The organism is Mesorhizobium argentiipisi (SeqCode), from assembly GCF_037179585.1.
GTDB lineage: Bacteria > Pseudomonadota > Alphaproteobacteria > Rhizobiales > Rhizobiaceae > Mesorhizobium > Mesorhizobium argentiipisi.
In genome coordinates, this window is sequence record NZ_JAPYKO010000002.1 from 27,843 (window position 1) to 53,014 (window position 25,172).

Sequence of the window (25,172 nt, forward strand, 5' to 3'; positions counted from 1 at the left end):
TTGACTTAGACGGCGTCAGGTCGCCACGGGCTTGCCGTTCACCGGCTTCTTCTCCTCTTCGGCTGAGGCCTGCGGCCGCAACCGGAACAGGATCAGCAGCGGCGCGGCGATGAAGATCGACGAATAGGTGCCGAACACCACACCGAACAGCATTGCCATCGTGAAGGAGCGGATCACCTCGCCGCCGAACAGCACCAGCGCGAGCAGCGCCAGGATGGTGGTGACCGATGTCAGCGTGGTTCGAGACAGCGTCTCGTTGATCGCGTTGTTCAACAGCTGTGGCAGCGGCATCTTCTTGTATCTTCGAAGATCCTCGCGGACGCGGTCATAGACCACGATCGTGTCGTTCAGCGAGTAGCCGATGATGGTCAGGATGGCCGCAAGCGAGGACTGGTTGAACTCCAACCCGGTCAGGACGAAGAAGCCGATCGTCATCACCACATCGTGCACCGTGGCGATGATGGCGCCGACCGCGAACTGCCATTCGAAGCGGAACCAGACATAGAGCAGGATGCCGACCAGCGCGATCAGCATGGCGATCGTGCCCTGCTTGGCAAGTTCGCCGGACACCGTCGGGCCGACCACTTCGACGCGGCGGAAATCATATTGATCCTGCAGTTCGCCCCGCACTTTGTCGATGACGGTCTGCTCGGCATTCTCGCCGGCGTCCTGCGCGCCGACGCGGATCAGCACGTCGTTCGGAGCGCCGAACTGCTGCACCTGGATCTCGCCGATATTGAGCTCGGACAGCCTGTTGCGGATGTCGCCGAGATCGGCGTCGCCCTTCTTAGACTGCACCTCGATTATCGAGCCGCCCTTGAAGTCGATGCCGTAGTTGATGTCGATAGTCAGGAATCCCACGACCGACAGGACCGACAACAGGCTGGACAACGCGAAGGTCCAGCGGCGAATGCCCATGAACGGGATCTTTGTGCCCGGCGGAATGAAGGTGACCGGCGCGCGCGGCAGTTCCTTCGGCCGGGCGCGGCGCAGCCAGATCGACACCAGCATGCGCGTGAAGGTGAAAGCGGTGAAGACCGTGGTCAGAATGCCGATCGCGTAGGTGATGGCAAAACCCTTGACCGGGCCGGTGCCTAGCCAGAACAGCACCACAGTGGCGATCAGCGAGGTGACGTTGGAGTCGACGATCGTCGCCAGCGCCTTGGAGAAGCCCGTATCGATCGCCTGTATCACCGAGCGGCCGTTTCGCCGCTCCTCGCGGATGCGCTCGTAGATCAGAACGTTGGAGTCCACCGCCATGCCGATGGTGAGCACGATACCGGCAATGCCGGGCAAGGTCAGCGTGGCGCCCAGCAGCGACAGCACGGCCACGATCATGGCCACGTGGACCGCGAGCGCGACGTTGGCGAGGAAGCCGAGGAAGCCATAGGCGACGAACATGAAGGCGACGACGAGGATCGAGCCTATGATGCCGGCGATTTTACCCGCATGGATCGAGTCCTGGCCAAGGCCCGGGCCGACCGTGCGCTCTTCGATGATGGTCAACTTTGCCGGCAGGGCGCCGGCGCGCAGCAAGACGGCGAGGTCGTTGGCGCTCTCGGCCGTGAAATTGCCGGAGATCTGACCGCTGCCGCCGAGGATCGGCTCGCGGATCACCGGCGCCGAAATCACCTGGTTGTCGAGCACGATGGCGAACGGCTTGCCGACATTCTGTTGGGTCGCCTGGCCGAACCTAGTCGCTCCCCGGGAATTGAAGGTGAACGAAACCACCGGCTCATTGGTCTGTGAATTATAAGTCGGCGTCGCATTCGACAGGTCTTCGCCCGACACGATGACGCGGTTTTCGACCAGATAAGGAACGGGAGGATCGTCCTGCGAATAGAGAACTGAATCGCCAGGCGGCGGGCGATTCTTGATCGCGTCCTGGACCGGCACCGACGTATCGACCATCTGGAAGGTCAGCTTGGCGGTCTGGCCGATGATGTCCTTGAGTCTTTGCGGATTTTGCAGCCCAGGCACCTGAACCAGAATGCGATCATCACCCTGCCGCTGCACGATCGGTTCCGTCGTGCCGAGCGCGTTGACGCGCCGCTCGACCACCTCGATCGCCTGCGACAACGCCGTCGATGTACGGTACTTGATGCCCGCATCCGTGACGGTGAACTTCAACAATCCGGACTCGGAATCGTCCAGCGTCATCGACTGGACCGAACCGCCGGCAAAGAGGCCGGCCGCGACCGGATTGGTTATCGGCTTCAGCGCCGTCTTTGCGGCTTCTACCTGACTGGGATCGTTGATGCGCACCTGCACGGTGCGGCCCGTTCCACCAAGTCCCGTATATTGGATCTTGGCATCGCGCAGCAGCGTCCTGATCTCGTCGCGTGTCGTCTCAAGTTGATCCTTGATCAGGTCGTTCTGATCCATCTGGAGCAGGATATGCGAACCGCCCTGAAGGTCGAGGCCGAGCGTCATCTGCCGCTTCGGCACCCAGTTCGGCAATTGCGCCAGCATGCTCGCCGGGAAGAGATTGGGCGCGGCGAGGATCACTGTGATGGCTACGGCGAGCCAGATCAGGATCATCTTCAGGCGCGAGAAATAGAGCATTCGTTTTATCCGTTCAGGCGTACAAGCGGCAGCGTTCCGCCATCGGCTCGTTGTCAGCTATGGTTGTCATTCCGGCCATGGCCGGCCCTATCGTGCTTCCTCGACGATTGTCAATCTCGCCGGCAGCGCGCCGGTGCGGAATAACAGGGCCAGTTCCTTGGCGCTTTGGGCCGTGAAATTGCCCGATATCTGCACCGTGCCATGCTCGATGGGTTCCCGGATGATCGGCGCTGAAATCACCTGATCATCCAAAATCACCGCAAATGGCTTGCCGATATTCCGCGTGGTCGCCCACTTGAAACGTTGCGTACCCTTGGAATCGAGCCGGAATGCGACGACAAACTGTTCCGTCGAACTGTCGTGGACCGCTTTCGCATCCAGCACGCTGTCGCCCGAAACAAGCACCCGGTCTTCGACCAGATAGGGAACTGGCGGATCATCCGGCGTGTACAGCACCGTTGATCCGGCAGGCGCCTGGCCATTGACAGCATCGTCCACAGGCATCGAAGTATCGACCAATTGGAAACTCAGTCGGCCTTGCCGCGCGAGGGTTTGCGCCAAACTGTGCAAATCCGCGACGCCTGGCGCCTGAACCAGTATGCCGTCATCCGTCAACTGGACCGCGGGATCGGTCACGCCAAGTTCGTTGAGGCGATTTTTGATGATCTCGATCGACTGTGTGAGCGCGGCAGAGATTTGATACTTCGCGCCGGCATCGGTCATGGTGAACTTCAACAAGCCAGGCTCGCTATCGTCCAGCGCAAACTCGTGGACCGGACCTTCCTTGCCGGCAATGGGATCGACCAACGCCTTGAGCGCCGCTTTGGCGGCCTCGACTTGCCCTGGGTCGCCAGGGTGCAGTTGAACCGTGAGCCCCGATACGACAAGGCCGCTATAGTCGATCCTGGGTTCGGCATCGCGAAGCAGCGTCCTGATCTGGTCACGCACCGCTTCCAGCCGGCGGCTTTTTACCTGGTCCGTATCCAGGTGAAACACAATATGCGCACCAGGCACCGCGGCAAGAACATTCGGCGCGCCGAAGACCATCGAGATCAGGGCAAGCCCGATTAAAATGACCTTCAGGCGCGAAAGATGGACCATATATTGCCGTTCGTCAGAGCCCTGCCTGCGGCCGTTGCCGCCGGTTTTCGCTTACTTCTTGGCGTTCTGGTTCGCCACCGGCTCGCCCTTGACGCGCACGTCCGAAATCGTCGAGCGCAGCGCCGTCACCTTGGTGCCGCCGCCAAGGTCGATCTCCAGCTCGTTGTCGTCGATCACCTTGGTCACCTTGCCGACGAAGCCGCCGCCGGTCACCACCGTATCGCCGCGGCGCACGGCCGACAGCATCTCCTGGCGCTTCTTGAGCTGCGCGCGCTGCGGCCGGATGATCAGAAAATACATGATCACGAAAATCAGGACAAACGGCAAAATCGAGATCAACATGTCTGGCGAAGCGCCGACGCCTTGGGCGTATGCCGGTGTAACGAACATCAAGAAACTCCTGGATGGTAAAATTCCGCCGCGGCCGCCCCGCGAAAATTTGGCCGGAATATAGTCGGTAAAGTTGCCAATGCAACTGCGCTGCGCGCCCAATCCGTTGCTTTTCCAGCCATCTGCGGCGTGCTAGAGCGTCGCAGCGGAAGCCGCTTCGAGGCCGCCGAAAAGATGATGCTCCAACAAAAGCTTGGAGCTGGTTCTTGCAGCGATGTCGTGGAAGCTGCTCCCACACGCTGAAATACCTGAACAAAAGGTCCAAAATGACCGACAGCCTGGACGCCTTGAACAAGAAACTGGACCGCCTGATCGAGGCGGTTTCCCGTCTCGCCCCGCCGCCGGTTCCGCAGACCGATCTCGGCGTGGCGGACTGCTTCGTCTGGCAGGCGGAGCCCGGCTATCTGGAGCCGGTGCGCAAGGTCAACCGCGTCGACATCGGCCTGATCCGCGGCGTCGACCGCGTGCGCGACATCCTGCTCGACAACACCGAGCGCTTCGCGTCCGGCTATGCCGCGAACAACGTGCTGTTGTGGGGTGCGCGTGGCATGGGCAAATCCTCCCTGGTCAAGGCCGTGCATGCCGCCGTCAACGCCTCCGACAAGCTCGACCGGCCCCTGAAGCTGATCGAGATCCACCGCGAGGACATCGATACGCTGCCCAAGCTGATGGGTCTCCTGAAGGCGGCTCCCTATCGCTTCATCCTGTTTTGCGACGACCTTTCCTTCGACCATGATGACACCTCCTACAAGTCGCTGAAGGCGGCGCTCGAAGGCGGCGTCGAGGGCCGGCCCGCCAACGTCATCTTCTACGCCACGTCCAACCGGCGGCATCTTTTGCCGCGCGACATGATCGACAATGAGCGCTCGACCGCGATCAACCCGTCAGAAGCGGTGGAAGAAAAAGTCTCGTTATCCGACCGCTTCGGGCTGTGGCTCGGTTTCCACAAATGCTCCCAGGACGAATATCTCGACATGATCGATGGCTATGTTCGGTATCACGGCCTGACGATCGATCCCGAGCAACTGCGCGCCGAGGCGCTGGAATGGGCAACGACGCGCGGCAGCCGTTCGGGCCGCGTCGCCTGGCAGTTCACACAGGATCTCGCCGGCCGGCTCGGTAAGCCGCTGAAGGATTAAAGCGTTAACGTCACCTGGGCGACTGCGCCCGTCGCAAGTCGCGCGGCGTCTGGCCGATCTCGCGGCGCATCCAATACGCCAGATGTGACTGGTGCGCGAAGCCCGTCAATTCTGCAACCTCGCTCGTGCTCAGATCGCCTCGCCGCAACAGAACGCACGCCCGTTCCACGCGGCGTCGAAGCACGTAGCGATGCAAGGTGACGCCCATCGCCGCCTTGAACAATGTGCGCAAATGCGAGCTGCTCGCGCCGGCAATCCGGCTCAGGTGGTCGATCGAAAGCGGCTCGTGGAGAGCGGTCTCGATATGTTCCAGGACACGCTTTAGCTGGGCGTCCGACAACCGGTTCACTCGAACCACGTCTGGGCCATCGAGGCCGAGCAGCCTCACCGCAAGCGCGGCGCCGATGCTTTCGGCAAACAAAGGGCCACTCGGTGCGGCTGCGGCGAGATCGCTCTGCAGTGCTCGAGCGAGATGCTCTATACGCTGGTCACGAAGCAGATGGCGGGTGTCGAGCCGCAATGCACGCGCCCTGCCGCCAAGTTCGGCGGCGACCCTTTCCATCAAAGCCGGCTGCAAGACGATCTCCATCGTCTCGAACGGGGTTTCGGCCTCGAAACCACCCTCCTCTCCGGCCGGCACCAGGTCGATATCGCCGGCGCGCCTGACGAAATATCGCCCAACCTGATTGCAGTAGGAGCGCGTCGCCGCGCTTGCATGCACCATGATGCGATGGTGCGGCGCGCGGGGCAGCCGATGCACGCCTGCCGCGACATGCCGGCAAACCATCGTGACGTCGGACGGGGCCGGAGCGAATTGCGAAAGCATGCTCTCTCGATTCATGGCAAAACCTGTTCAAGATTTGGCAATTCCCGCGCGATCTTCAATGCCGCGAACCTGTACTCACGCCTCTCCATCAAGCTTGAAGAGAGGTTGCCATGAGTTTGTATGTCGTTGTCGGCGCGGGCCCGGTTGGACGTGAGACCGCCCGGCTTCTTGGCGAAGAAGGTCATGATGTCATCCTGACCAGCCGAAGCATCGGTTCGAACGCATTGCGGAATGTGCGGCCGATACAGGCTGATGCCACGGACGCCTCGGCGCTGTCGCGTGTCTGCCGCGGCGCCGATGCCGTTTTCATGTGTGCCATGGCCACATATCATCGCTGGCCAACCGACTTTTTCCCAATAATGGACGGCACCGAGCGCGCCGCGGAAGCAGTGGGCGCCAAGCTCATCGTGCTTGGAAACCTCTATGGTTACGGCAAGAATGGCGACAACCCGCTGCGCTCCGACATGCCGCTGGACCCGAATTCCAAGAAGGGAACCGCCCGGACAATCATGTGGCAGCGGGCCTTCCGCGCCAGCGTGCCGGCGCTCGAAATACGGTCCAGCGACTATCTCGGGCACGGCGCGATCAGCTATTTCTCGCTGATCGCCCTGCCCTCCATCATCGAGGACAAGCCCGTTGCGTTCATTGGCGACCTCGACGCCACCCATGCCTGGAGCTTGACCAAGGACGTCGCCAAGACACTCGTCGCGGCCTCCCGCTACACCGGCGAATGGGGACGGGCGTTTCATGTCCCCTCGCAACACGCCTCGCCCCGCGAGCTCATCCAGAAAACGGCGGCGATGCTCGGGCGACAGGTTTCCGAGGCGCGTTCCTATTCCATCCCCGAGATGGAAGCCTTGGGCATGCATGAGCTCATCGAGATGAGATACCTCTTCGAGAGCCCCTTGCTGGTTGATTCCTCCGACGCGGAGACGCTTTTGGGCGTGAAGGCCAGCAGCCTTGAAGAGATGATCGCCGACACGCTCCGGGATCATTTTTAGGCCCGAGCGTCAGGCATCTTCGGCAACTGAAAAAGCCCGCTCCTTGCGGAGCGGGCTGAAGACGGCGGGGCCGGACTGGAGGTCAGGCGGCCCGCAATTGTTCTTGTTCTATTCGAGATAGCCCGACGGATCGACCGGGGCCGAGTTCTTGCGCACTTCGAAGTGCAGCTTCGGCGAGTCGGTGGTGCCGCTCATGCCGGAGAGCGCGATCTCCTGGCCGCGCTTGACCTTCTGGCCACGCTGCACCTCGATCGAGCTTGCATGGCCGTAGACGGTGACCAGGCCGTTCTCGTGTCGCACCAGCACGGTGTTGCCGAATTCCTTGAGGCCGTCGCCGGCATAGATGACGACGCCGTTCTCGGCTGCCTTGATCGGCGTTCCTTCCGGAACCGCGATGTCGACGCCGTCCTTGCCGGAACCGAAGCCCGAGATGACTCGGCCGCGCACCGGCCAGCGCATCTTGCCGATGCCGGTCCCGTCGGGCGCCACCGCATCATCGTCCTCGGCCTGCTGGATGACCTTGGCGTCCTTCTTCGGCGGCGTATAGGAGGCGAGCGTCTGCGACGGCGTGGTCTTCGCCGGCGGCGGGGTCGTCGCGGTTGTCACAGGATCGACGGCAGGCTTGGCAGCGGCAGGCTTGGCGGATGCCACGACCGTGCCGCCGGTCGGGACCTTGAGCGTCTGGCCGATCTTGAGCAAACCGTCCTGCATGCCGTTGGCCTGCTTCAGCGCCACGACGCTGACGCCGGTCTTCATGGCGATCGACGACAGCGAGTCGCCCTGCTGCACGGTGTAGGAGCCACCGGCGCCTGCCGGCTTGGCCTCGGCCATCTGCTGCGCCGGCTTTGGATTCTTGGAACCCGCCGCTGCCGCCGACGCATCGACCTGAGCGGAGGATTTGCCGTCCTTGACCTTGGGCTGCTGCGGCAAAACAGCGACCTTCTCCGGAGCGGGCTGCTTCGGCGTGTTCGCCGGCTTGCCTTCGGCGACCTTCGGCTCCGCCTTGCTCGAATAAGCATAGGCCGGGATGACGATCTTCTGGCCCGTCCTGAGGCCCTTCTTCGGGTCGATCCCGTTGACCTTGGCGATGGCATCGGCCGGCACGTGGTAGTGCGCCGCCAAGCCCGAAAGCGTCTCGCCGTCGCGCACCACGATTTCGGTCGCGTGCGGCGCAGCGCTCGCATTGCGAACGGCGTCGGGCTCGGCGGTCTTGAACGGCTTGGCCTGGGCGACCGAGCCGGTGCCCTTCCTGTCGAGGCGCGGTGCAGGAGCAAGCGCCGGAGCGGGTGCAAGGGCAGGAGCGGAAGCGGTACGCATAGGCTTGGCAGGAGCCGGCGCCGACGGAGGCGGCAGCTGCTGCGCCGTGACCGGCTCGAGGCTCGATCGGCTCACCGACTGGGTGTGGGTGCCGTCGACCGGCGCCGGCGCGACCGTATCGCCCGGGTAGGGCTGGTCGACATTCTGCTTGTTGATGATGGCGCGCTGATTGTTGGTGGATGATGTGAAGACATCATCGACACCGTTGAAGCGCATCGACTGGGAACTGCACCCGGCCGCCGCGCCAGCAATGATCAGGACAGCGCAACCGCGCGCCAGATTGCGTCTGTTTGCCTTCAAGTGATTGAATTGCATCGCACTAACCCGCACAGACCCGGTACAAACTGGTCACGATTAAAGCGCGTTAATGTTACTGGCCGGTTAACCCATTAGAATCCGGCGAAAATTTTCTTAAAACATTGGGGGAAATTTTGGCGAAGGCCGCAAAGCCGCTAGATCACCGCGGCAACGCTGCGCAGGATCGGCTGCAGCCTGACCATGCCGATGTCCTCGCGCTCGAAGCGGCTGCCCACCTTGGTGAGCTTGGCCAGCACCTGCTCGCCCTCATCCGGGCCGATTGGCGCGATGACGATGCCGCCGCTCGACAGCTGGTCGAGCAGAAAGCGCGGCAGGCTGTCGAAGGCTGCCCAGGCGACGATACGGTCGAACGGCCCTTCATTGGGCAGGCCGTTGGACCCGTCGGCCTGGCGGGCGATGACGCTGCTGATGGCGAGCGCCTCGAAACGCTGCTTTGCCTGCTCGGTCAGGGTCTTGTAGCGGTCGATGGTGATGACGCGCGCCGCAAGCCTGGACATGACCGCTGCCGTGTAGCCCGAGCCGGTGCCGATCTCGAGCACGCGGTTGCCAGGCTCGATGTGAAGTGCTGCGATCACCGCCGCCTGCAGATCGGCGCCCTCGATCGCCTCGCCGCATTCGATCGGCAGCATGCCGTCCGACCAGGCGAGCGCGTGGAACTGGGCCGACAGGAAACCACGCCGCGGCGTCGCCTCGAAGGCTGCGACCAGCGCCTTCGGCGCCGTGCCCCTACCCCGCAGCCTGAGCAGGAAAGCGGCAAACCCTTCGCGGTCGTCGATAGCCGTGTTCATGCCAGGACCTTATTCATGACAGCGCTTTGGTCAGCTGGTCGCGGAGTTCGTGGGCGGTAAGGTCAAGCTGCAACGGCGTCACCGACACAAGCCGGTTGCGCAGCGCATAAAGGTCGGTGCCCCTCTTGCCTTCGACCGGCTCGCGGCCGAAGCGCAGCCAGTAATAAGGCAGGCCGCGCCCGTCGCGCCGCTCGTCGACCCAGAGACTATGCACCAGCTTGCCTTGCGAGGTGACGACGGTGCCCTCCACCTCGTCGGGCGCACAGTTCGGGAAATTGACGTTGAGCAGCACACCGTCTGGCAACGGCGTTTCCACCAGCCGCTTGAGCAGCGCCGGCGCCAGCGTCTCGGTCGTCTCGTAAGGCACGACGCGGTCCTCGCCGACATAGGAATAGGCCTGGCTCACCGCGATCGAACGCACGCCGAGCAGCGCGCCTTCCATGGCGCCCGCCACGGTGCCGGAATAAGTGACGTCGTCGGCGATGTTAGCGCCGGAATTGACGCCGGACAGGATCAGGTCGGGCGGTCCGGGCAGGATTTTTTTCGTGCCCATGATGACGCAGTCGGTCGGCGTGCCGCGCACGGCATAATGCTTCTCGCCGATCTTGCGCAGCCTGAGCGGCTCCGAGATCGACAGCGAATGCGCGTAGCCGGACTGGTCCTGCTCGGGCGCGACCACCCAGACATCATCCGACAGCGTGCGGGCGATGCGTTCGAGCGACGCCAGCCCCTCGGCGTGGATGCCGTCGTCATTGGTCAGGAGAATGCGCATCAAGTCACTTCGCTTCGATCTTCGCGAGACCACCCATGTAAGGCCGCAGCACTTCAGGAATGGTTACGCTGCCATCCTCATTCTGGTAGTTTTCGATGACGGCTATAAGAGCGCGGCCGACCGCGGTGCCCGAGCCGTTCAACGTATGGACGAAGCGATTGCCCTTGCCGTCCTTGTCCTTGTAGCGGGCATCCATGCGCCTGGCCTGGAAATCGCCGCAGACCGAGCAGGACGAGATTTCGCGATAGGCGTTCTGCCCCGGCAGCCAGACCTCTATATCGTAGGTCTTTCGCGCGCCAAAACCCATGTCGCCGGTGCAGAGCGTCACGGTGCGGAATGGCAGGCCGAGCCGCTTCAGCACTTCCTCGGCGCATTGCGTCATCCGCTCATGCTCGGCGATCGAACCTTCCTGGTCGGTGATCGAGACCAGCTCGACCTTGTAGAACTGATGCTGGCGCAGCATGCCGCGCGTGTCGCGGCCGGCCGAGCCCGCTTCCGAGCGAAAGCACGGCGTCAGCGCCGTGTAGCGCAGCGGCAGTTTTTCATGCGCGGTGATCTCCTCGCGCACGAGATTGGTCAGCGGGACTTCCGCCGTCGGGATCAGCCCGAGACGGCCGTCCCCGTGCGGCGTGAAGAACAGGTCCAGCTCGAATTTCGGCAGTTGGTTGGTGCCGAACAGCACTTCGTCGCGCACCATCAGCGGCGGGATGACCTCTTCATAGCCGTGCTCGGTCGTATGCAGGTCGAGCATGAACTGGCCGAGCGCACGCTCCATGCGCGCCAGCTGGCTCTTCAGCACGGTGAAGCGCGCGCCGGATAGTTTCGCCGCCCGCTCGAAATCCATCATGCCGAGCGCTTCGCCGATCTCGAAATGCTCCTTCACCCAGTTCGGGCGCGTCGGCACCTCGCCGACGATGCGCTTGACGACGTTGTCATGCTCGTCCTTGCCGACCGGCACGTCATCGAGCGGCACATTGGGCAGCACCGCGAGCGCGTCGTTCAGCGCCTTGTCGAGCTCGCGCTCGCGCGCCTCGCCGTCCTGGATGAACGCCTTGATCTCGCTGACTTCGCCCTTGAGCTTCTCCGCAAGCGCCGCATCGCCCGAGCGCATGGCGTTGCCGATCTCCTTCGAGGCGGCATTGCGGCGCTCCTGCTTGACCTGCAGCTCGCTGAGATGTGAGCGCCGCGCCTCGTCCCTGGCAATCAGATCGTCGACCGTGGACTGCGCCTCGCCCGCCGACCACGAGCGCTTCACCAGCGCCTCGACAAGGGCCTTCGGGTTGTCGCGAATCCATTTGATGTCAAGCATGGCCGATCCTCAAACTGATGCATGTCACCCAAAAATGTGCAGCGGTTTTGGAAAACGACATGCATGAAAATAGAGACTTAAAGCGCGTCGCTTGAAATCCGTCTCACGCGACGCGCTTAAGGATCGAGGGGGTAAACCGCATCCGCCATCGATGCAAGACGGCGGCTAAGCCGAGCGGTTCGATTTCCCGGCTTGAACGGCCTTGCCTATGTGGACGGGGCGTCCGGCGTGTCGCTCGCGACCGAGCTCCCCGCCTCCGCCTGTTCGCGCGCCAGGCGGTCGCGCGCCTGGGCGCGCTCGATCATGCGCGAGGACCAGATGGCGACCTCGTAGAGGATGATCGTCGGGATGGCGAGGCCGCACTGGCTCATCGGATCGGGCGGCGTCAGCACGGCGGCGACGACGAAGGAAAGCACGATCGCCCATTTGCGCTTCTCGGCCAGCGCCTGCGACGACAGAAGCCCGACGCGCGTCAAAAGGCTGGTCACCACCGGCAGCTGGAAAACCAGGCCGAAGGAGAAGATCAGCGTCATGATCAGGCTGAGATATTCCGACACCTTCGGCAGCAGCGAGATCTGCACCTGGTCGTTGGTGCCGGTCTGCTGCATAGCCAGGAAGAACCACATCACCATCGGGGTGAAGAAGAAATAGACCAGCGAGGCGCCCATCAGGAACAGGATGGGCGAAGCGATCAGGAACGGCAGGAAGGCGCTGCGCTCGTTCTTGTAGAGGCCTGGCGCGATGAATTTGTAGATCTGCGTGGCGATCAGCGGGAAGGCGATCACCATGCCGCCGAACATGGCAAGCTTAACCTGGGTGAAGAAGAACTCCTGCGGCGCGGTATAGATCAGCTCGACCTTGTGCGGGTCGAGCCCTGCCCATTGCGTCGCCCATTTGAAGGGGACGACCAGAAGGTTGAACAGGCGCTTGGCAAAGAAGAAGCAGACGAGAAAGGCGACGAAAAAGCCGCCCAGCGACCAGATCAGACGGCGGCGCAGCTCGATCAGATGCTCGATTAGCGGCGCGGACGATTTCTCGATTTCTTCCTTTTCCTTGTCCGAAACGCTCACTTGGTGTCGCCCGTCATCTTCTTGCCGTCGGTTGCCTTCTTCGCGGCAGGCTTCGCCTCAGTCTTGGGCGCGACCTTCCTGGCGGGTGCCTCGGCGGCCTTGGCCGGCGCCTTTGCGGCGGATGCCTTCGATGCCGTCTTGGCCGCCGTGCCGGCGGTCCTTGCCTTGGCGGTCGCCACCTTTTTCGCCGGCTTGGCCGGAACGGCGATGTCCGAAACCGGTACGGTGACGGACGCGTCCGTCATGCTCGGAAAGATCGGGGCGGCCGAGACAGCCTCGGCTCCGTTGACGACGGGCATATCCGTCGCGCCGTTCTTGAGCGGTTCGGCGGCCTGCGGCGTCTCTGCTGCCGGCGCCGCCGGATCGGCGGCCGGCTTGGGTTTCATCATCGTATCGACGCCGGCCCGCACATCGGCCGCGGCCTGCTCGAACGGATTGAGCTGCTTGCGCACCTCGTTCATCGGGTTGAGGCCGCGTAAGCTATCGATCGAACTCTTCACGTCGTCGAGCTCGGCTTCCTTCAGCGCTTCGTTGAACTGCTTCTGGAAGTCGCCGGCCATGGCGCGCAATTTCGCCGCGGTGCGGCCGAACGTGCGAAGCATGTTGGGCAAATCCTTAGGCCCGACGACCACGATCATGACGACCGCGATCACCAGCAGCTCGCTCCAACCGACTTCGAACATGACAATCTATTCCGACGCGTGCATGCCGCCCGCACAGGCGAAGCGGATTTGGGACAACGGCATGCTCAAAGCAACAACCGAGATCAGCTCTTGCTGACCTTTTCCTTGGCCGGCGAAACAGTCTCGTCGGCCCGGTGCTCGACGGTACGCTTGTCGTCGGCGTCGTCGTCAGCCATGCCCTTCTTGAAGCTCTTGATGCCCTTGGCCATGTCGCCCATCAGTTCCGGGATCTTGCCGCGGCCGAACACCAGAAGCACGATGACCAGCACGATCATCCAGTGCCAAATCGAAAATGAACCCATAACAATCTCTCTCGAATGGTTTCCCTCGGCGATGATCTATGCGTTTTCGCTCGGGGATTCAAACACAACCGCAATGAAGTTGATAAAATGGCTAGCGGATGTCACGCACTTTCGGCGTGAGCGCCTTGCTACGAATCCGCGCAGGCTTTGCTAATAAACCATTCGTGCCGGTTTTCGCGGTCACTCTTCCGTGACGCGCGGCGTCAGCAACCCGAGTTCCTCAAGGTCGATATCGGTCAGCGCATCCTCATCCTCGGCGAGCGCGTCGGGATCGGCAGGCGGCACCGGCATCGAGAAATTGGCCGGCATGCGCGTCGAGAGCAGGCCAGCGCCCTTCAGCTCTTCCATGCCGGGCAGATCGCGGATTTCCTCCAACGCGAAATGATCGAGGAAAGCGTCGGTCGTGCCGTAGGTCACCGGGCGTCCGGGCGTGCGGCGGCGGCCGCGCATCCTGACCCATTCCGTTTCGAGCAGCGTGTCGAGCGTGCCTTTCGACGTTTCGACGCCTCTAATGTGTTCGATTTCGGCGCGCGTGACCGGCTGGTGATAGGCGATGATCGCCAGCACTTCGAGTGCCGCGCGCGACAGCTTTCTTTGCTGGACGGAGTCCCGGCTCATCAGGAAAGCCAGGTCGCCCGCGGTGCGGAAGGCCCAGGCGTCGCCGACCCGCACCAGGTTGACGCCGCGCTTGGCATAGATTTCCTGCAGGTCCGCCATTGCGGCGGCGATGTTGACGCTTTCCGGCAGGCGCGCGGCAAGCTGCTTTTCGCTGACCGGCTCGGCGCTGGCGAAAACGATCGCCTCGGCCATGCGCACCGCTTCCGACAGCTGCAGCCGCTCCGCGGGGTTCTCGAGTGAACCCTGCTCGGCCATCTCGTCTTCCGGCTCGTCCTCGACCTTGAACGGGATGACCGAAGCGTTGGCGCGTTCGCTCATGATACCACCTCGACTGCCCTTACCCCTTGCGCGCGGCCGCGCAGATAGATCGGCGCGAACACCTGGTCCTGCCGCACTTCCAATTTGCCTTCGCGCACCATTTCGAGCGTCGCGGCGAACGAACTCGCCATCGCCGTGCGCTTCTCTTCCGGCGCCGCCATATATTCGATCAGGAAACTGTCGAGCGTGGTCCAGTCGCCGACCGAGCCGATCAGCCGCGCCAGCACCTCGCGCGCGTCCTTCAGCGACCACACGGCGCGCTTGGCGATCGTCACATTGTTGATCGCCTGCCGCTGGCGCTGCTGCGCATAGGCGGTGAGCAGATCATAGAGCGAAGCCGAAAAGCTGTTGCGCTTCTCGATGATGACCATTTCCGGCATGCCGCGCGCGAAGACGTCGCGGCCGAGCCGGTTGCGGTTGACCAGCCGCGCCGCGGCGTCGCGCATGGCTTCAAGGCGCTTCAGCCGGAATTGCAGCACCGCCGCCAGTTCCTCGCCGCTTTCGCCCTCCTCGCCCGGCTGCTTCGGGATCAAGAGCTTCGACTTCAGGAAGGCGAGCCATGCCGCCATCACCAGGTAATCGGCGGCAAGCTCAAGCCTCAGCGCCCGCACCTTTTCGACGAAGGCCAGATATTGCTCCGCGAGCGCCAGGATCGAAATGCGCGCCAGATCGACCTTCTGGTTGCGGGCAAGATGCAGGAGAAGATCGAGCGGACCCTCGAAACCGGCCACATCGACGACCAGCGACGGGTCGCCGGTTAGCCGTGAATCGTCGTTCTCGGCCCACAGACGGTCCATCGGTGCGGCCTTCGCGGCCTTGCCTTCCAATGCCTCCGACACTCGCCTTTTGTCCCTTCCGGTTCAGGCCACCGCTTCGAAATATGTGGCAAATTCCGCGCGTATCGCCGTTTCGTCGGCGACGTCGCGATCCGTTATATAGGTCAGCGCCCGCTCCGCGCGCTGCAAGGACTTGCCTGACAGCGCCGTCGTGCGCGACGCGATCCCGGACATCTCCTCGAAAACGCCGTTGCAGTGAAGGACGAGATCGCAGCCGGCCGCAAGGATCGAGGCCGCCTTTGTCGGGAAATCCCCAGAAAGTGCCTTCATCGAGGTGTCGTCGCTCATCAGCAGCCCGTCGAAGCCGATCTCGCCGCGGATCACCTGACCGACGACCTTGGCGGACGTCGTCGCCGGATTGTCGGGATCGATGGCGCTATAGACGACATGCGCCGTCATGGCCATCGGCAGCTCGTTCAACGCCTTGAACGGGGCGAAATCATGCCGGCTGAGCTCCTCGATCGGCGTATCGACAGTCGGCAGCGCGAAATGCGTGTCGGCAAAGGCGCGGCCGTGGCCGGGAATGTGTTTCATCACCGGCAGCACGCCGCCCGACATCAATCCCTCGGCCGAGGCGCGGCCAAGCTCGATCACGGCGTTGGGCTCCTTGCCATAGGCGCGCGCGCCGATTACGTCGCTGGCGCCTTCGACCGGAACATCGAGCACCGGCAGGCAGTCGGCGGTGATGCCGAGGCGCGAGAGATCGAAGGCATGCAGCCGGGCCAGCAGCCAGGCGGCGCGGCGGCCGGCTTCCTTGTCCTCGCGCCACAATTCGCCAAGCGCACCCCCGGCCGGATAGTTCGGCGCCAGCGGCGGACGCAGGCGCTGCACCCTGCCGCCTTCCTGGTCGATGAAGACTGGAGCGCCCGGGCGGCCGACACAGTCACGCATCGAGGCGACAAGGTCGCGGATCTGCCCGGCTTCGCCGATGTTGCGCGCAAACAGGATGAAACCCCAGGGACGTTCGTCCTGATAGAAGCGGATTTCGTCTTCGGTGAGGGATTTCCCGGCGCAGCCGAGAATCATGGATTTTGATTCGCTCATAGAGGCAAGCTTAAGGCTTTGAGCGAGCAAAGGGAATCGGACCAACCAAAGCCCGCAATCGTCCACAACGAAAAGCCGGCGCGGCCTTTCGGCGGCGCCGGCTTTGAGAGACCAGGATTTCGTTAGCGTGACACGAAGCAGTTGCCCCCGGCAGCCTTGTAGCTGGTGCAAAGGTTGATCGCATCGTTGCGCGACTGGGCCGGAACGCGGACGCGGTAGAAGGTGCCCTTGCCCGCGACCTCGGCCTTGACGATGTTGGCGGTGCGGCCGGAGAGCACGCTGCCATAGCGGCGCTGCAGGTCCTGATAGGTCGACTGCGCGCTGTCGACCGTCGGCTGCGAGGCAATCTGCATCGACCACGAGCCGCCGCCGGCTGCCGCCGCCGGATCGATGGAAGCGACCTGGTCCGGCTTGACCTCGCCGACGATATCGACCGGCTGGTCGGACGGACGCGCCGGCGCCACCGGCACCGTCGCCGGCGTGTTGGCCGACTGCGCCTTGGCTTCAGCCTTCTTCGCAGGCTTCGACGGCTTGACCGTCGCCGCATCGGCCTGGCCCGTATCGGCCTGGCCCGCGTCGGAAGCCACGGTTCCCGTCTGCTGGCCGTCGGAGGCCGGCGCGACATGCTGCGGCGCCGGATCGCTCGGCTCGGCCGCCGCGACCTTCGGCGCGGCCGGGGCCGGATCCTCGCGCGGCACCAGCGAGCCGTCAGGCTTCACCATCATCGTCTTCACTTTGCGCGGCGCGACCGCGACGACATCGTTGTTGGCGGCGTTGTCGGCATCCTGCTGCAGCACCTGGGCGATGCGGTCTTCCGACTTCGGCGTCGGCGCGGCCGGTTGTGCGCTTGCCGGCGCGGCAGGCTGTGTGCTTGCCGGCGCGGCAGGCTGCGCGCTCGCGGGCGCAACGGCTTGTGCGACGCCGGGCAACGCTGAGTCTGGATTGTCGGCGGTCTCACTGCCGGCGGCAGCGTCATTATCCTTGGGCGAAAGGTCGACCACGCGGCTCTGCGGCGGCTCCTTCGATACCAGGTCAACGGGCTGCTCGGTGGTGTTCACCAGCTTCTGCTGCACCGGCTCGGCGGACTTCGCCGCGCCGCCGCCCTTGGCCACCGCGTCATAAACCTTGTTGTCCTGGTTCGGCACCACCGTGCCGCCCGGGTTTTCTGGCTTCACCTTGATCGGCGAATTGTCGGCCTTGACGATCACCGGCGCCTCGCTGCCGCCTTTGCCGCCGAAGGAGAAGGCCAGCGCGCCAAGGCCGCCGAAAACTACCACGGCGCCGACGAGCGCCGCGACCATCATTCCGCGCCGGCGCGGCTGCGCCGCCCCGCTCTCGGTAAGCCCGGGGATAGCCATCGCTTCTTCGAGCTCAGGGTCGTAATCGAGCTCTTCGCTGGCGAAGTCGTCCTGCTGCGAAACCGGCCGGCTGCCGGGCAGATCGTCGGCGTCGTAGTCGTTGACGACGGCGAACGAAGCTGGGGCTGCCGGAGCCGCCGGAGTCTCGGCACGCAAGTCGCGACGGTCGTAGCCGTTGAAACCGGCATTGTAGGATTCGTCATCATAGCCGCGGCTTTGTGCGGGCGCCGATGCGATCTCCGTCGCTTTCATGTCGGTCAGCAGGCTGGCGAATTCCGCGTCGAGATCGTCGTAAGCGGGGGCCGCGGGCTGATCTTCCTCGAAGCTGAGCTCCGGAATGTCGAGATCATCCGCGAGCGCTACCACGCGCTCCGGCACGTCGACCGTCTCCACATCCGGCACGTCCTCAAGCCGGCGAGCCTGCGGCGAAGGCGTCGGCTTGGCGTAGGCGGCATAATCGACTTCCGGTTCGCTGCGATAGGCGGGCGCCGCCATCTGCACTGGCGCCGAAGGCGCTGCCATCTGCACCGGTGCCGAGGGCGCCGGCTGCGCGGCGAACGAAGCTTGTGCCGGGTGGGCGGCGGTCGGGGTCGAGCGACTCCATGACCTTGCCGGCTCGGCGGAATGCAGCCAATCGGATGAATTTGCCGGAGACTTCGCCCGGGCGGCCGCCTGCTCGGCCTCGATACTCTGGGCGAAAGCAGCGCCGAAGTCATCGTCGTCAAGATCAATGCCCGGTTCGGTCGCCGAAGGTTCGGTCTTGGAAGACTCGGTCTCGGCAGGGGCCGCAAAATCCTGGCGATCGAGCTCGCTGGCGAGCAAGTCATCCAGGTCGCCCTCCACCGGCTGAGCGCCCTGCCCGTTCTGCGCCGGCTGGTGCTCGTCGAGATCCCAATCGAGATCGTCGGCTGCCGCCTTCCCGCTCACCTGGTGGCTCTCGGGTTCCGCAACAACTCGTGGGGCGTAAGCAGGCTCCTTGACTGCCGGCATCGGCCGCGCGGTCATGGCGCCGAGCAGCGCATTGAGCTCGTCCTCCAGGCTACGCTCGCTGGCAGCCGGCTTCATCGGCTCAACGGCGGCGACCGGCGGAACCGGAGCGGCAACGACGGGACCCTCGGCGACGGTCGGCTGCAACGCGGCGACGGGCTCGACGGCCGGAGCTTGCGGCTCCTCGTTCAACGCATCGCGAAAGCTCAGCTCGAAATCGTCATCGAGGGTCAGCGCATTGGAAGGTTCGGGCGCGACGGGTTCTGGCTCAGCAGCAAAATGGGCCGTCTCGACCGGCGACACGACCATCGGCGCCGGCTCGTCGTCAAGCGACAGCTCCGGCTCCTGAATCTCCTGGGCCTGGCCGGGATCCATATCGACATCGGTCATCGCCTGATCGAAATGACCGACAAAATCACCTTCGGAAATAAGCGGGGCGGCTGCATGAGCTTCGACCGGCTCGGCGGCCTGCGCGTGCTGCTCCGGCTCGTGGCTCTCAAACGACAGCTCGTCTTCGAGCGACATCTGGACCGCATTGTCGAAATCGGCGTCGAACGCCTCTTCACTCGCAGCCTGCAGAGCTTCGATGGCATCCTGACGAGCGTCAGCCGGCTCGTGATAGTTGGCGGCCTGGTGATGGTCGAGCTGAAAATCCTGGTCCAGCGAGGCCGCCATTTCCTGATCGATCGGAAGCTCGTCTTCGAGCGCCGACACATCCAGCGAACTGGCCACCGCCTTGTCGAAATCATCGTCGAAAGCGACTTCCGGCTCGGGAGCTGCTTGTGGCTCCGGCGCCACATGCGGCTCCGGCGCGAAACGTGGCTCAGGCGCGAAATGCGCCGCCGACGCGACTTCCGGCTCGGGCACCACATGCGGCTCCGGCGCGAAATCCGGCACCGGCGCACGGGCCACGGCGAAGTCGGCATAATCCGCCGCATCGTCGAACACGAAATCCTGCTCGAACGACGCGGTGAGCTCATCGTCATTTGCGACGGCGCTGGCAGGCTCGAAGGCCCGCTCATTGCTGATCTGATGCAGTGCAGCCTGCTGAGCGACCGGCGCGCTTTCCTCGACGGAATCGAACTCGCCCATCAACTCCTTCTCGAGGTCGATATCGAAATCGTCAGCCTCCACTGCCGGCATGGCTTTCTCGACCGCTGGGGCCGGCTGCCTCACCGGCTGGCGCGGGTCGAAACCCATGATCCGGGTCAGTTCCGCGAACGGATCATCGTCGGCGATGTCGTTGTGGTCGGCTACTTTCAGCGGGGTTCTGTCTGCCATTATTGTTCCCGAACTCGCACACAGTCGGACGCCATGGACGTCGCGCAGGGTTGGCCCTTACCAGCGCAATGTGGGCAAAAGGTGACAGGTTTTTTAGTTAAACCTAACGCATTTCGATGGGCGCGTCTGCCCCGATCAGCGTCAGGCCGGAGGTCAAGACATCCGAAACAGCCTGCACCAGCCCTAGTCTGGCATAGGTTGATTCTCGGTCGTTAACCTTAACAAAACGTAAGTCCGGATTATCGTTGCCGCGATTCCACTGTGCATGGAAGCCGGAAGCGAGATCATAGAGGTAGAATGCGAGCCGGTGCGGCTCCAGCGAAAGCGCCGCGGACTCGATCAGCCGCGGATATTCAGCCAGCTTCCGGATCAGCGCGATTTCGCCCTCGTCGGCCAGCGCCGCCACCGAGGCCGCGAGCCGGTTGCGATCGAAGTTCGCCTCGCCGAGCTGCTCGCTTGCCTGCCTGAAGACGGAATGGCAGCGCGCCGATGCGTACTGCACATAGAACACCGGATTGTCCTTCGACTGCTCCGTCACCTTGGCGAAGTCGAAATCGAGCGGCGCGTCGTTCTTGCGGTAAAGCATCATGAAGCGGATCGGGTCGCGGCCGACCTCCTCCACGACCTCGCGCAGAGTGATGAAATCACCGGACCGCTTCGACATCCGGACCGGCTCGCCGTCCCGGAACAGTTTTACGAGCTGGCAAAGCAGCACCGTCAGCTTGACCTTATCGCCGGCAACCGCCCGCGCCAGCGCCTCAAGCCGCTTGACGTAGCCGCCATGGTCGGCGCCGAGCACGTAGATCAGATCGACGAAGCCGCGCTCGACCTTGTCCTTGAGATAGGCGACGTCGGCGGCGAAATAGGTGAACGAGCCGTCCGACTTGACCAGCGCTCGGTCCATGTCGTCGCCAACCGCGGTCGAGCGGAACAGAGTTTGCTCGCGGTCTTCCCAGTCGTCCGGCTTCTCGCCCTTGGGCGGCGGCAGCTTGCCCTTGTAGATATGTCCCTTGAGCGTCAGGTCGGCGATCGCCGCCCGGATCTTCTTGGCGTTGTCGGCATGCAGCGTGCGCTCCGAGAAGAACACGTCGTGATGTACGTTGAGCAGCGCCAGATCCTCGCGGATCATCGCCATCATCGCGTCGACGGTGCGGTCCTTGACGATCGCCAGCGCCTCCTCTTCCGGCATTTGCAGCAGGCCGCGGCCGAATTCCTTGGCCAGCGCCTGGCCGACGGGGACCAGATAGTCGCCCGGATAGAGACCGGACGGGATCTCGCCGATGTCGTCGCCGAGCGCCTCGCGGTAGCGCAGGAACGCCGAGCGGCCGAGCACGTCGATCTGCGAGCCGGCGTCGTTGATGACGTATTCCTTGGTCACGTCGTAGCCGGCGAAGGCCATCAGATTGGCAAGCGTATCTCCGACGACGGCGCCGCGGCAATGGCCGACATGCATGGGGCCGGTCGGGTTGGCCGAGACATATTCGACATTGGCCTTGCGGCCGCCGCCGATGGTCGAGCGGCCGTAATTGCGCCCCTCGCCGAGCAGCGCCGCCAGATGCGCGTGCCAAAACCCGTCCTTGAGCCTGAGATTGACGAAGCCAGGCCCGGCAATCTCGGCCGAGGCAATATCAGCGTCGCCCCTCAGCGCTTCGGCAAGTTTCTCGGCAAGCGCGCGTGGGTTCTGGCCGGTGGGCTTGGCCAGCACCATCGCCGCGTTGGTGGCAAGGTCGCCATGGCTTGCATCGCGCGGCGGCTCGACCGCGATACGCGACAGGTCGAGCGCGCCCCCGTCTTTGTCCTTCAGATCAAGAGCTTCGACGGCCTTTATGATCCGCGCGTTGAAATCGGCGAAGATATTCATTGGAAGTGCTCTGGGCTTTAAGAGGCAACCGGCTCGATGGCCGGCAAAATCGAGGCTCGCCCTAGCTCAAATCGGGCGTATGGTCAAACAGGCGCCGATGTTCCTTCAAGGCATAGGTGTCGGTCATGCCGGCCAGGAAGTCCGCGACGCTGCGCGCCTTGATGCGATCCTCGGCCCGGTCGAGCCCTTCGCGCCAGCCATCAGGCATGGCGCGCGGATCGGCGAAATAGGCGTCGAACAGCTCGCGCACGATGCGCTCGGCGTCGGTCCGCACCCGCATCACGTCCGGATGCCGGTAGAGATGCTTGTAGAGGAAAGCCTTCAGTTCCTTCTCGGCCGCGGCCATGCCTGCCGAAAAGGTCACCAGGGTCTCGCCCGCAGCCCGCACCGCGTCGGCGCTGTCCGGCTTCAGGCGCTCGATATTGGCGGTGGTCGACGCGATGACATCCTCGACCATCAGCGTGATCTGCCGGCGCATCAGTTCATGGCCGGTGCGGACATCGTCAAGCTGGGGATATCGCTCACGAACGCCTGTCAGGATCGAGCCTGGCAAGCCGACCTTTTGCAGCATGTCCAGCGTCAGCAGGCCGGCGCGCAGGCCGTCGTCGATGTCATGCGTGTTGTAGGCGATGTCGTCGGCGATCGCGGCGCACTGCGCCTCGATGCCGGCGAAACGGTCGAGCTCGAGATCGTGCAGTTCCGAATAGTCGCGGATCGCTTGCGGCACCGGGCCTTTGAGCCCCTTCCCGCTCGCGTCGGTCAACGGGCCGTTGTGCTTGACCAGCCCCTCCAGCGTTTCCCAGGTGAGGTTCAGCCCGTCGAATTCGGCATAGCGCCGTTCGAGCCGCGTGACGACCCGCAGCGACTGGGCGTTGTGATCGAAGCCGCCCCAGGCCGCCATCTTCTCGTTGAGCGCGTCCTCGCCGGTATGCCCGAACGGCGTGTGGCCGAAATCGTGGACAAGAGCCACGGCTTCGGCCAGATCCTCGTCGCCGCGCAATGCCCGCCCCAGCGCGCGGGCGATCTGCGCCACTTCGATCGAATGCGTTAGCCGTGTGCGGTAGTGATCGCCCTCATGCGCGACGAAGACCTGCGTCTTGTGCTTCAGCCGGCGAAAGGCGGTGGAATGGATGATGCGGTCGCGGTCGCGCTGGAACGGTGTGCGGGTCGGGCTTTCCGGCTCGTCGAACAGGCGTCCGCGCGAGCGCGCCGGATCGCTCGCATAGGCCGCGCGCGGCCGGTCGCCGAACCCGATGTCGCCGAGAGCATCCTTGCCCTGCCGCTCGTCCATTGATCCACCAGTTGACTTGGCCCCGCCCGCTTCATACCTATCATGTGAAACCGAAAGCAAGGTGACGCCGATGGGCGCGGATGCCAAGACTGCCATGAAGGTCGAAATGACCGACGCCGCGGCAAAGCGGATTGCCAGGATTGTCTCCAGCGAACCGGGCAAGACGGCGCTGCGCGTTTCCGTCGAAGGCGGCGGCTGCTCCGGCTTTTCCTACAAATTCGATCTCGTCGCAGGTGCGAACGATGACGATGTCGCCATCGAGAAGGATGGCGCGACCATCCTGATCGACGACCTCTCGCTGGTCTATATGGGCGGCTCGGTGATCGACTTTGTCGACGACCTGATGGGCCAATCCTTCCAGATCAGGAACCCGAACGCGGTCGCCTCCTGCGGCTGCGGCACCAGCTTCTCCATATAGCCCAATGCCTGCCATCGGCGCGGTCCGTCAGGTCGCGCTCTCGGCCGGCCGCGATCTCGATGCGACGCTTGCTTTCTGGCGCGATGTGCTCAGTCTGAACCTGCATGCCCGCTACGACCCGCCCGGTATTGCCTTCATTATGGCCGGTGATGTACGCCTGCTCTTCACCGACGGCGTTCCGGCCGGCACCGTCTATTTCGACATCGCCGGCCTCGAAGCCTTCCACGCGGAGGCGAAAGCCGCGGGCATTCCGTTCACCGCGCCGCCGACGCTCGTCCACCGCGACACCGAGGGGCAGTTCGGCCCGGCGGGGGAAAGCGAATGGATGGCCTTTCTAAAGGACCCCGCAGGCAATACGATCGGCCTCGTCGAACGCCTGCCTTCCGAAGAGCATTGAGGTCCTCATGAAGATCGTCACCTGGAACATCAACGGCGTTCGCGCCCGCATCGGCAACCTCACCCACTGGCTGACCGAAAGCGCGCCGGACATCGCCTGCCTGCAGGAGATCAAGACGGTCGACGAGCAGTTCCCGCGCGCCGAGATCGAGGCGCTGGGCTACAATGTCGAGACGAACGGCCAGAAGAGTTTTAACGGCGTCGCTCTTCTGTCGAAGCTTCCCTTCGACGAGGTGAATCGCGGCTTGCCTGGCGACGATGCGGATGACCATGCCCGCTTCATCGAAGGCGTTTTTTCTACCGACCAGGGCGCCTTGCGCGTCGCTTCGCTTTATCTGCCCAACGGCAATCCGGTCGACGATGAACGGAAGTTTTCCTACAAGCTCGCCTGGATGGCGCGGCTGGAGCGCTGGGCGGAAGAGCGGCTGCGGCTCGAGGAAGCGCTGGTGCTGGCCGGCGACTACAACGTCATTCCCGAACCCGCCGATGCCCGGTTTCCCGAAAACTGGCTGGGCGATGCGCTGTTCCAGCCGCAAACAAGGCAGGCCTTCCGCCGGCTGAAGAATCTCGGCTTCACCGAAGCGGTGCGCGCCGTGACCGACTCGGCCGGCGTTTACACCTTCTGGGATTATCAGGCCGGCGCCTGGCAAAAGAACAACGGCATCCGCATCGACCACCTGCTGCTCTCGCCCGAAGCCGCCAACCGCTTCTCGTCGGCCTCGGTGGAAAAGCACGTCCGCGCCTGGGAAAAGCCTTCCGACCACGTGCCCGTCGCGATCGACCTCAACCTGCGGCCCGTCTGAGACTACAAGGCTCCCGGACCCCAGTATCGCCACAAATCCCGTCTTTGATGCGGACTGCTGTGGGGGTTGAATGGCGATCCGATTTCTTTTGCGGCCGGTCGGCCTTGCTTTGGCGCTTGCCGCGCCGACGCCATCGCTGGCGGCACCGACCTGTCTGGCCAACGGCAAGTCCTTCAATGTCGGCCAGACGGCGTGCCTGACGCTGGACGGCGAAAGCTATCTCGCCCGTTGCGACATGGTTCTCAACAACACGTCCTGGACGAAGATCAAGGATGAATGTCCGGAAGACGCGCCAAAACCGCACCCGACATCGATCTCGACCCCAACGCCCGGTCCGACACCGACGGAGCCGACCGAAAACTAAGGCGCTGCCGAGCGGC

24 protein-coding genes are annotated in these 25,172 nt (G+C 63.7%); 6 read left to right on the forward strand and 18 right to left on the reverse strand.

The window, feature by feature from the left end:
* Window positions 1-15: 15 nt before the first annotated feature.
* From secDF to yajC, 3 genes are all read right to left on the reverse strand, one after another.
* Entirely contained in the window at window positions 16-2,565 is a 2,550-nt protein-coding gene (secDF, locus tag O7A05_RS03090) for a protein translocase subunit SecDF (RefSeq protein WP_337091483.1), read from the reverse strand.
* 87 nt (window positions 2,566-2,652) lie between these two features.
* Window positions 2,653-3,666 (reverse strand): SecDF P1 head subdomain-containing protein, encoded by a 1,014-nt coding sequence (locus tag O7A05_RS03095; protein ID WP_337091485.1) that lies wholly within the window; start codon window positions 3,664-3,666, stop codon window positions 2,653-2,655.
* A gap of 51 nt (window positions 3,667-3,717) precedes the next feature.
* Window positions 3,718-4,056, reverse strand: a complete 339-nt coding sequence (gene yajC / locus O7A05_RS03100) for a preprotein translocase subunit YajC (RefSeq protein WP_095765024.1) — start codon at window positions 4,054-4,056, stop codon at window positions 3,718-3,720.
* Between the two features lie 266 nt (window positions 4,057-4,322).
* Between yajC and O7A05_RS03105 the strand changes: the two genes are divergently transcribed.
* Complete coding sequence (locus tag O7A05_RS03105; RefSeq protein ID WP_337091487.1) at window positions 4,323-5,195, forward strand: ATP-binding protein; 873 nt, start codon at window positions 4,323-4,325, stop codon at window positions 5,193-5,195.
* A gap of 10 nt (window positions 5,196-5,205) precedes the next feature.
* Here O7A05_RS03105 and O7A05_RS03110 read toward each other — a convergent pair whose 3' ends face one another.
* Entirely contained in the window at window positions 5,206-6,021 is an 816-nt protein-coding gene (locus O7A05_RS03110; RefSeq protein ID WP_337091488.1) for an AraC family transcriptional regulator, read from the reverse strand.
* 11 nt (window positions 6,022-6,032) lie between these two features.
* Window positions 6,033-6,206 carry a hypothetical protein gene (locus O7A05_RS03115; protein WP_337091983.1) on the reverse strand — a complete coding sequence of 58 codons (174 nt, stop codon included), beginning with the start codon at window positions 6,204-6,206 and terminating at the stop codon, window positions 6,033-6,035.
* Between O7A05_RS03115 and O7A05_RS03120 the strand changes: the two genes are divergently transcribed.
* Window positions 6,132-7,022, forward strand: a complete 891-nt coding sequence (locus O7A05_RS03120; RefSeq protein ID WP_337091489.1) for an NAD-dependent epimerase/dehydratase family protein — start codon at window positions 6,132-6,134, stop codon at window positions 7,020-7,022. The two genes, O7A05_RS03115 and O7A05_RS03120, sit on opposite strands and share 75 nt — an antisense overlap.
* Before the next feature lie 108 nt (window positions 7,023-7,130).
* Here O7A05_RS03120 and O7A05_RS03125 read toward each other — a convergent pair whose 3' ends face one another.
* From O7A05_RS03125 to O7A05_RS03185, 13 genes are all read right to left on the reverse strand, one after another.
* Window positions 7,131-8,654, reverse strand: a complete 1,524-nt coding sequence (locus O7A05_RS03125; RefSeq protein WP_337091490.1) for a peptidoglycan DD-metalloendopeptidase family protein — start codon at window positions 8,652-8,654, stop codon at window positions 7,131-7,133.
* Between the two features lie 137 nt (window positions 8,655-8,791).
* Entirely contained in the window at window positions 8,792-9,445 is a 654-nt protein-coding gene (locus tag O7A05_RS03130) for a protein-L-isoaspartate(D-aspartate) O-methyltransferase (RefSeq protein ID WP_337091491.1), read from the reverse strand.
* Window positions 9,446-9,458: 13 nt separating this feature from the next.
* Window positions 9,459-10,217 carry a 5'/3'-nucleotidase SurE gene (gene surE, locus O7A05_RS03135; protein ID WP_337091492.1) on the reverse strand — a complete coding sequence of 253 codons (759 nt, stop codon included), beginning with the start codon at window positions 10,215-10,217 and terminating at the stop codon, window positions 9,459-9,461.
* Window positions 10,218-10,221: 4 nt separating this feature from the next.
* A complete protein-coding gene (serS, locus tag O7A05_RS03140; protein ID WP_337091493.1) occupies window positions 10,222-11,526 on the reverse strand; it encodes a serine--tRNA ligase in 1,305 nt (434 codons plus the stop codon).
* A 206-nt stretch (window positions 11,527-11,732) separates the two neighbouring features.
* A complete protein-coding gene (gene tatC, locus O7A05_RS03145; protein WP_337091495.1) occupies window positions 11,733-12,596 on the reverse strand; it encodes a twin-arginine translocase subunit TatC in 864 nt (287 codons plus the stop codon).
* Window positions 12,593-13,279 (reverse strand): Sec-independent protein translocase protein TatB, encoded by a 687-nt coding sequence (gene tatB / locus O7A05_RS03150; RefSeq protein WP_337091496.1) that lies wholly within the window; start codon window positions 13,277-13,279, stop codon window positions 12,593-12,595. The genes tatC and tatB overlap by 4 nt, the downstream gene beginning before the upstream one ends.
* An 83-nt stretch (window positions 13,280-13,362) precedes the next feature.
* Window positions 13,363-13,581 carry a twin-arginine translocase TatA/TatE family subunit gene (locus O7A05_RS03155; RefSeq protein ID WP_027167260.1) on the reverse strand — a complete coding sequence of 73 codons (219 nt, stop codon included), beginning with the start codon at window positions 13,579-13,581 and terminating at the stop codon, window positions 13,363-13,365.
* Window positions 13,582-13,761: 180 nt separating this feature from the next.
* A complete protein-coding gene (gene scpB / locus O7A05_RS03160; RefSeq protein WP_337091497.1) occupies window positions 13,762-14,517 on the reverse strand; it encodes an SMC-Scp complex subunit ScpB in 756 nt (251 codons plus the stop codon).
* Entirely contained in the window at window positions 14,514-15,314 is an 801-nt protein-coding gene (locus tag O7A05_RS03165) for a segregation and condensation protein A (protein ID WP_337091962.1), read from the reverse strand. The genes scpB and O7A05_RS03165 overlap by 4 nt, the downstream gene beginning before the upstream one ends.
* Window positions 15,315-15,377: 63 nt before the next feature.
* Window positions 15,378-16,397, reverse strand: coding sequence for a beta-N-acetylhexosaminidase (gene nagZ, locus O7A05_RS03170; protein WP_337091498.1), 1,020 nt, complete (start codon window positions 16,395-16,397; stop codon window positions 15,378-15,380).
* 122 nt (window positions 16,398-16,519) lie between these two features.
* Entirely contained in the window at window positions 16,520-20,023 is a 3,504-nt protein-coding gene (locus tag O7A05_RS03175; protein WP_337091499.1) for an SPOR domain-containing protein, read from the reverse strand.
* A gap of 103 nt (window positions 20,024-20,126) precedes the next feature.
* Entirely contained in the window at window positions 20,127-21,884 is a 1,758-nt protein-coding gene (gene argS / locus O7A05_RS03180; protein ID WP_337091501.1) for an arginine--tRNA ligase, read from the reverse strand.
* A gap of 61 nt (window positions 21,885-21,945) precedes the next feature.
* Window positions 21,946-23,175, reverse strand: coding sequence for a deoxyguanosinetriphosphate triphosphohydrolase (locus tag O7A05_RS03185; protein WP_337091502.1), 1,230 nt, complete (start codon window positions 23,173-23,175; stop codon window positions 21,946-21,948).
* Window positions 23,176-23,245: 70 nt separating this feature from the next.
* Between O7A05_RS03185 and erpA the strand changes: the two genes are divergently transcribed.
* From erpA to O7A05_RS03205, 4 genes are all read left to right on the forward strand, one after another.
* Window positions 23,246-23,593 (forward strand): iron-sulfur cluster insertion protein ErpA, encoded by a 348-nt coding sequence (erpA, locus tag O7A05_RS03190; RefSeq protein ID WP_337091503.1) that lies wholly within the window; start codon window positions 23,246-23,248, stop codon window positions 23,591-23,593.
* 4 nt (window positions 23,594-23,597) lie between these two features.
* Window positions 23,598-23,990 carry a VOC family protein gene (locus O7A05_RS03195; protein WP_337091504.1) on the forward strand — a complete coding sequence of 131 codons (393 nt, stop codon included), beginning with the start codon at window positions 23,598-23,600 and terminating at the stop codon, window positions 23,988-23,990.
* 7 nt (window positions 23,991-23,997) lie between these two features.
* Window positions 23,998-24,792 (forward strand): exodeoxyribonuclease III, encoded by a 795-nt coding sequence (gene xth / locus O7A05_RS03200; RefSeq protein WP_337091505.1) that lies wholly within the window; start codon window positions 23,998-24,000, stop codon window positions 24,790-24,792.
* 70 nt (window positions 24,793-24,862) lie between these two features.
* Entirely contained in the window at window positions 24,863-25,156 is a 294-nt protein-coding gene (locus O7A05_RS03205) for a hypothetical protein (protein WP_337091506.1), read from the forward strand.
* Window positions 25,157-25,172 lie beyond the last annotated feature (16 nt).

Coding starts and splice junctions, on each gene's coding strand:
- secDF (WP_337091483.1), bottom strand. CDS start 2,565: ATGCTCTATTTCTCGCGCCTGAAGATGATCCTGATCTGGCTCGCCGTA.
- O7A05_RS03095 (WP_337091485.1), bottom strand. CDS start 3,666: ATGGTCCATCTTTCGCGCCTGAAGGTCATTTTAATCGGGCTTGCCCTG.
- yajC (WP_095765024.1), bottom strand. CDS start 4,056: ATGTTCGTTACACCGGCATACGCCCAAGGCGTCGGCGCTTCGCCAGAC.
- O7A05_RS03105 (WP_337091487.1), top strand. CDS start 4,323: ATGACCGACAGCCTGGACGCCTTGAACAAGAAACTGGACCGCCTGATC.
- O7A05_RS03110 (WP_337091488.1), bottom strand. CDS start 6,021: ATGCTTTCGCAATTCGCTCCGGCCCCGTCCGACGTCACGATGGTTTGC.
- O7A05_RS03120 (WP_337091489.1), top strand. CDS start 6,132: ATGAGTTTGTATGTCGTTGTCGGCGCGGGCCCGGTTGGACGTGAGACC.
- O7A05_RS03115 (WP_337091983.1), bottom strand. CDS start 6,206: ATGACCTTCTTCGCCAAGAAGCCGGGCGGTCTCACGTCCAACCGGGCC.
- O7A05_RS03125 (WP_337091490.1), bottom strand. CDS start 8,654: ATGCAATTCAATCACTTGAAGGCAAACAGACGCAATCTGGCGCGCGGT.
- O7A05_RS03130 (WP_337091491.1), bottom strand. CDS start 9,445: ATGAACACGGCTATCGACGACCGCGAAGGGTTTGCCGCTTTCCTGCTC.
- surE (WP_337091492.1), bottom strand. CDS start 10,217: ATGCGCATTCTCCTGACCAATGACGACGGCATCCACGCCGAGGGGCTG.
- serS (WP_337091493.1), bottom strand. CDS start 11,526: ATGCTTGACATCAAATGGATTCGCGACAACCCGAAGGCCCTTGTCGAG.
- tatB (WP_337091496.1), bottom strand. CDS start 13,279: ATGTTCGAAGTCGGTTGGAGCGAGCTGCTGGTGATCGCGGTCGTCATG.
- O7A05_RS03155 (WP_027167260.1), bottom strand. CDS start 13,581: ATGGGTTCATTTTCGATTTGGCACTGGATGATCGTGCTGGTCATCGTG.
- scpB (WP_337091497.1), bottom strand. CDS start 14,517: ATGAGCGAACGCGCCAACGCTTCGGTCATCCCGTTCAAGGTCGAGGAC.
- O7A05_RS03165 (WP_337091962.1), bottom strand. CDS start 15,314: ATGGACCGTCTGTGGGCCGAGAACGACGATTCACGGCTAACCGGCGAC.
- nagZ (WP_337091498.1), bottom strand. CDS start 16,397: ATGAGCGAATCAAAATCCATGATTCTCGGCTGCGCCGGGAAATCCCTC.
- O7A05_RS03175 (WP_337091499.1), bottom strand. CDS start 20,023: ATGGCAGACAGAACCCCGCTGAAAGTAGCCGACCACAACGACATCGCC.
- argS (WP_337091501.1), bottom strand. CDS start 21,884: ATGAATATCTTCGCCGATTTCAACGCGCGGATCATAAAGGCCGTCGAA.
- O7A05_RS03185 (WP_337091502.1), bottom strand. CDS start 23,175: ATGGACGAGCGGCAGGGCAAGGATGCTCTCGGCGACATCGGGTTCGGC.
- erpA (WP_337091503.1), top strand. CDS start 23,246: ATGGGCGCGGATGCCAAGACTGCCATGAAGGTCGAAATGACCGACGCC.
- O7A05_RS03195 (WP_337091504.1), top strand. CDS start 23,598: ATGCCTGCCATCGGCGCGGTCCGTCAGGTCGCGCTCTCGGCCGGCCGC.
- xth (WP_337091505.1), top strand. CDS start 23,998: ATGAAGATCGTCACCTGGAACATCAACGGCGTTCGCGCCCGCATCGGC.
- O7A05_RS03205 (WP_337091506.1), top strand. CDS start 24,863: ATGGCGATCCGATTTCTTTTGCGGCCGGTCGGCCTTGCTTTGGCGCTT.